A 4,025-nucleotide genomic window follows, 5' to 3' on the forward strand; every position below is an offset into this window, starting at 1 on the left:
TGAAACTCTACAAACTGTTCGCACGAAGAATGGCCTCGGATGGTCGCCAATGTAATCGCTGCTAGCATGGATGCTCGGAAAGTGAAAAATACCAGTTCGGATAGAGATGTCGGGCGAACTAGAACTAGCGGGTGAAATCGTGTCGAGACTTCGAAGCGGTCATCGCATCACCAGACTTCTGCCTTGGATAGGCATTCTTCTGGTTGTTGCTGGGTGCATGTCGGTTCTCCTTGTCCATATACGTCGCGTCAATGCGGCCATAGACACTCTTGAGAAGTAAGGAGGGTATATCGATGCGTACAACGATCCGTACTTCGGAAGAATTAACGTTGGCCTGCAGGTCTTCGTTCCAGGCAAAGAATGGAGTGGGCAAGAGTCAACGTTTCATTCCGGTGATGGGGTGAGCGTTGTTCGGGAGTTGTGTGATACTTTGCAGGTTCTACGCCTGGATCGGCTGAATTTGAGTTATGTCAAAATGAGTGAAGAGGAGATACTCTACTTGGTTGAGCACCTCGAATTTGTAGAACTTCTCGTAAATGACACGACATTGACTCCAAACTCCATTCGCGCATTGAGCAAAGAAGCATCATTGAAGCTTCTTGCCATCGATGGGTGCGATGTTGCTCCCGACGATCTTTGGTTACTCAGCGAATCTCCTTCATTAATTGATCTGTATGCCAGGGATCTTGATTTGTCGGAATCTGACATGCGGAAAGTCGAAGACTGCCTGCCTGACAAAATCGAGATTCATTGGTAGTAAGGCAGTGGCCGATGTGCGAGCCTGTTCTTTTGGGGGATCGTGCATGATTCAACAGCGATTACCAGAACCAGCGACTCTAGGAGCTTCAAGAAATGGTGAATGGCGGAGTGAGGACGTACTTATCGCGATCGAAGGGACAGGAGTTACGATTCGCTTAAGGAAGGGGAGGTCAATGGTCATCGGGTCTTTGAACAATGTGCTGTTAGAAAAGTTTTTGTTCTTTGTGGTCTCTTGTGGGCCTGTGACCGTCATTGTCATCGGTTTGCTCTTCGTGGAAGAACGTGACACGACGAGCGCTGACAGATGGTGCTTGGGTGAAAAGGATCCGTTTCGGTTTGTCATCTACGACACCAATCGGAATATCAGGCCCTGGGTTCGGCCAGTTGCACTCTTGGCTGGAAGTGCGTATGTGGCTGTCATGATCTACTTTGTTGCCACGTTTTAGAGAACTTTCAAGATTGATTGACACTGTTTCGCCCGAGCAATCTTAGCTTTGGAATTGAGTGAGACCGCTTAGGCGAGTGGACGGGAAGAGCAACTTGGTTTAGTAGCTACAACGTAGGTGGCGAGGTCGATGAAGTAGACAAGACCAAATCCAGCTTTGTTGCTCACTTGGGTGGGAAGTCAAATGCGTTCAGGAGTGCGAAGCCCCGGCCAATCCGAGGAAAACGAAGTCGTTGTAAGAATGTCGAATGAGCAGTGAGTTCTAGTCGTCTTCCCAGAACGTCTGAATACGTTCGTAGATAATGCCGAGTGGTCGATCGTAGACGTCATTGATCTGGATTCGCGCACCCGGGACTAAGATCGTGATGGCAGGGATGGGGTAATATCCCATGGTTGAAGGTTTGCAGGAAACTTCGCGAATTTCTTCCCACTTGATTTGGCCTACCAAGGGACCCTGCAGGAGCGCAAGACCTCGTGGAGAAATTACCAGCGAAGATCGTTCCGCATTCTTGATCAAACTCGGTTTTGTCGTCGACCCTATGAAACAAATCAGGCAGATGATAACTACCCCGACCAAGCGCACGATCCATGCCGATTCTTCGAAGTACAAACTGAGTCCCATTGCGATTGTCGCGACGATGATTGTGTAAGTAGCAAGACGGAGATCGTTGCCATCGAGATCTCTCGACTGTCGAGCGCAGTAAGAAGAAACAAGTTCGCTGTCGAAGGTCTCTCGGTCGCGTTGCAGTCGTCCTACAAGTGGTTCGGCGACACTGTCCGATCCAGTCGTTGGGATACGATCGATGAGTTGATGGTAAACCTGGGCTGCCTCTTTGCGAGGTAAACCTTTCAGCGTTTCAATTCCCTGGCGATGAGAGATTCTCATTGGTCCGCTAGGGAAAGTTTCGGAGCGGTGACCGGGAATTCGCGTTCCAATCGATATACCTTGAATGTCTTCATACGGGATTTCTCGCCCGTCATCGAATTTCAGAGCATCGTCCTCGAAAGAAATGACTTGGCCCGGCGAATAGGTTGAGAGCAGAAATGCAAAGAGCGTCCAGGGCAAAATGGACGCGACAAACCAGTTCGATTCACGGAAGATGATTCCAATTGCGACGAAGATCAGGCCGCAGGCCGCTAGGAACAGTGCGGTTTTTGAGATTCGTCCGGGCACTTGAAAACGGTCCATTGAACTCCCTGTCTTTAGAAACTGAGTTGCTCGATTGAGATGACCAAGAGATTGTGAAAGAAGTGGATGATCATCGGAAGTAGCAGCCCACCACTCTTCGACCGGGCGATTCCCAGAATCAAACCGACGACGATGAGAATCGGGATGCTCAAAGGAACCCCGAAATGCGCGAAACTCAACATGAAAGACGTCACCAAGAGCGTTGAACCAATACCCATTTACTGATGCATCCCGTTCCACACGACGCCATGAAAGTAAAGCTCTTCGAAAATGGCAGGCTGAACGCAAATAATGAAAACTGAGAGCCAGGGATTTCCTATTTCAGTCAGCAAACCGTCATCGATGTAATACATACCCATTAAGTGAATGAAAAAATGGTAAGTGAAGTTCACTCCGGCAGCGGCGCCCAATAGTAGAGGAGCCAGAATCCAGACGTTCCCAGATCCTGAACGGTCCTCGCGCTCCGGTATTACTGTCGCTTGCCACATGGCAAAGAGAATAGCAATAGTCGATACGATTTCGCTGAGAGCAACGATTGCGAAAAGCGTGACTTCCGTCGCGAGTACCGAAATGATTCCCAAGGCGACGTTCGTGAATAACAGGCATGCATAGCAGCCAATGATCACAATTAATGGATTTCGCTAAAGTCGCTTTTCACGGAGTTCGTTCGAAGTTGATGCCCGCGTGATAAGAGGATTTGTAGTATGACAGAATGGGCAGCGTACTACGGAGACCAGATAAACTTGCGAGATCGTCGACATTCGAATTACGTCTTGACTTCCGGATTCCAAGCTTCGCCATCGGGCTGATCCGAAGATGGCTCGATCATATCGAAACTGCCCGTTCCTGCTCGTGAGTGATCGCAGCCTTAATGGCGCTGATCAAGGCTACAATAATGATGATCCTAATAACAACCTCCTGGGTAAGAGTGGTCGGATCAAGTATTGTGGACACTGCTTGCCCCCCAGGTATAAAACGAGTGCGAGCACAGTGCACGGGACCGGATAATTGTAAACCTGGTATCCAAGGACCAAAAGGATGACGCCAGCAATTGACGAGATGACTGACACGACTTTCGTCAAAGTGACAGTCTCTTCCCTGATGCGTTGGACTCTTTGCTGATCGATGTCGACCCCTCGTCCGCTAATGTTAGCGAGTTCCAGCTTGATCTGATTGTCCACGATCAATTCTGCGATGAAGAATTGGGTGACACTAACGATCAGCATGAGTGTACCAAGGACGTACATCATGATTCGAGCGTTCTTAAGATGGTTGCTTCTCGCCGATTGAGCAAGGCTTCCCAAGTTGTCGTCGTCGAGTATGTCGACATCTTCTGGTTCGATATCGTTCGCAGATTCGACCGGAGGAGGATCGGGTGGCTGGATACGGCAAACACTATCATCGGAATCCGTCTCGTCACGGCCCTCACGGTTTGACATCGTTCTTACTGGCTCAAATGCGATCGGTTGGAGAAATGAAAAAAGCGAAGCCTACTCGAAATGTCGAGTGAATTGTGCGCTATCTTAAGCGGTCAGGATTATGATCATTCCAATTCGTAGATCGCAACAGACAGACGAAATCTTCATCTATTCTTTATCTTGTCTCATCTTTGTCGCCACGCAATCACAGTAG

General features: G+C 49.0%; 7 protein-coding genes. 2 read left to right on the top strand and 5 right to left on the bottom strand.

Features of this window, described 5'->3' with window-relative positions; translation table 11 throughout:
• Positions 1-124 precede the first annotated feature (124 nt).
• Complete coding sequence (locus AB1L42_RS23745; protein ID WP_367062697.1) at positions 125-373, bottom strand: hypothetical protein; 249 nt, start codon at positions 371-373, stop codon at positions 125-127.
• Between the two features lie 126 nt (positions 374-499).
• On the opposite strand from AB1L42_RS23745, the gene AB1L42_RS23750 reads away from it, so the two are divergent.
• A complete protein-coding gene (locus AB1L42_RS23750; RefSeq protein WP_367062700.1) occupies positions 500-757 on the top strand; it encodes a hypothetical protein in 258 nt (85 codons plus the stop codon).
• A gap of 175 nt (positions 758-932) precedes the next feature.
• Positions 933-1,205 (top strand): hypothetical protein, encoded by a 273-nt coding sequence (locus tag AB1L42_RS23755; RefSeq protein ID WP_367062703.1) that lies wholly within the window; start codon positions 933-935, stop codon positions 1,203-1,205.
• Positions 1,206-1,466: 261 nt separating this feature from the next.
• Here the strand turns inward: AB1L42_RS23755 and AB1L42_RS23760 are convergent, their stop codons facing one another.
• The 4 genes from AB1L42_RS23760 to AB1L42_RS23775 all read right to left on the bottom strand — a co-directional run bounded on the left by AB1L42_RS23760 (position 1,467) and on the right by AB1L42_RS23775 (position 3,832).
• Positions 1,467-2,393, bottom strand: coding sequence for a hypothetical protein (locus AB1L42_RS23760; RefSeq protein ID WP_367062706.1), 927 nt, complete (start codon positions 2,391-2,393; stop codon positions 1,467-1,469).
• A 14-nt stretch (positions 2,394-2,407) separates the two neighbouring features.
• Positions 2,408-2,611, bottom strand: coding sequence for a CPBP family glutamic-type intramembrane protease (locus AB1L42_RS23765; protein WP_367062709.1), 204 nt, complete (start codon positions 2,609-2,611; stop codon positions 2,408-2,410).
• Positions 2,612-2,974 carry a hypothetical protein gene (locus tag AB1L42_RS23770; RefSeq protein ID WP_367062712.1) on the bottom strand — a complete coding sequence of 121 codons (363 nt, stop codon included), beginning with the start codon at positions 2,972-2,974 and terminating at the stop codon, positions 2,612-2,614.
• A gap of 306 nt (positions 2,975-3,280) precedes the next feature.
• Positions 3,281-3,832 carry a hypothetical protein gene (locus AB1L42_RS23775; RefSeq protein WP_367062715.1) on the bottom strand — a complete coding sequence of 184 codons (552 nt, stop codon included), beginning with the start codon at positions 3,830-3,832 and terminating at the stop codon, positions 3,281-3,283.
• Between the last annotated feature and the right edge of the window lie 193 nt (positions 3,833-4,025).

The sequence above is a fragment of the Thalassoglobus sp. JC818 genome, from assembly GCF_040717535.1.
Classification (GTDB): domain Bacteria; phylum Planctomycetota; class Planctomycetia; order Planctomycetales; family Planctomycetaceae; genus Thalassoglobus.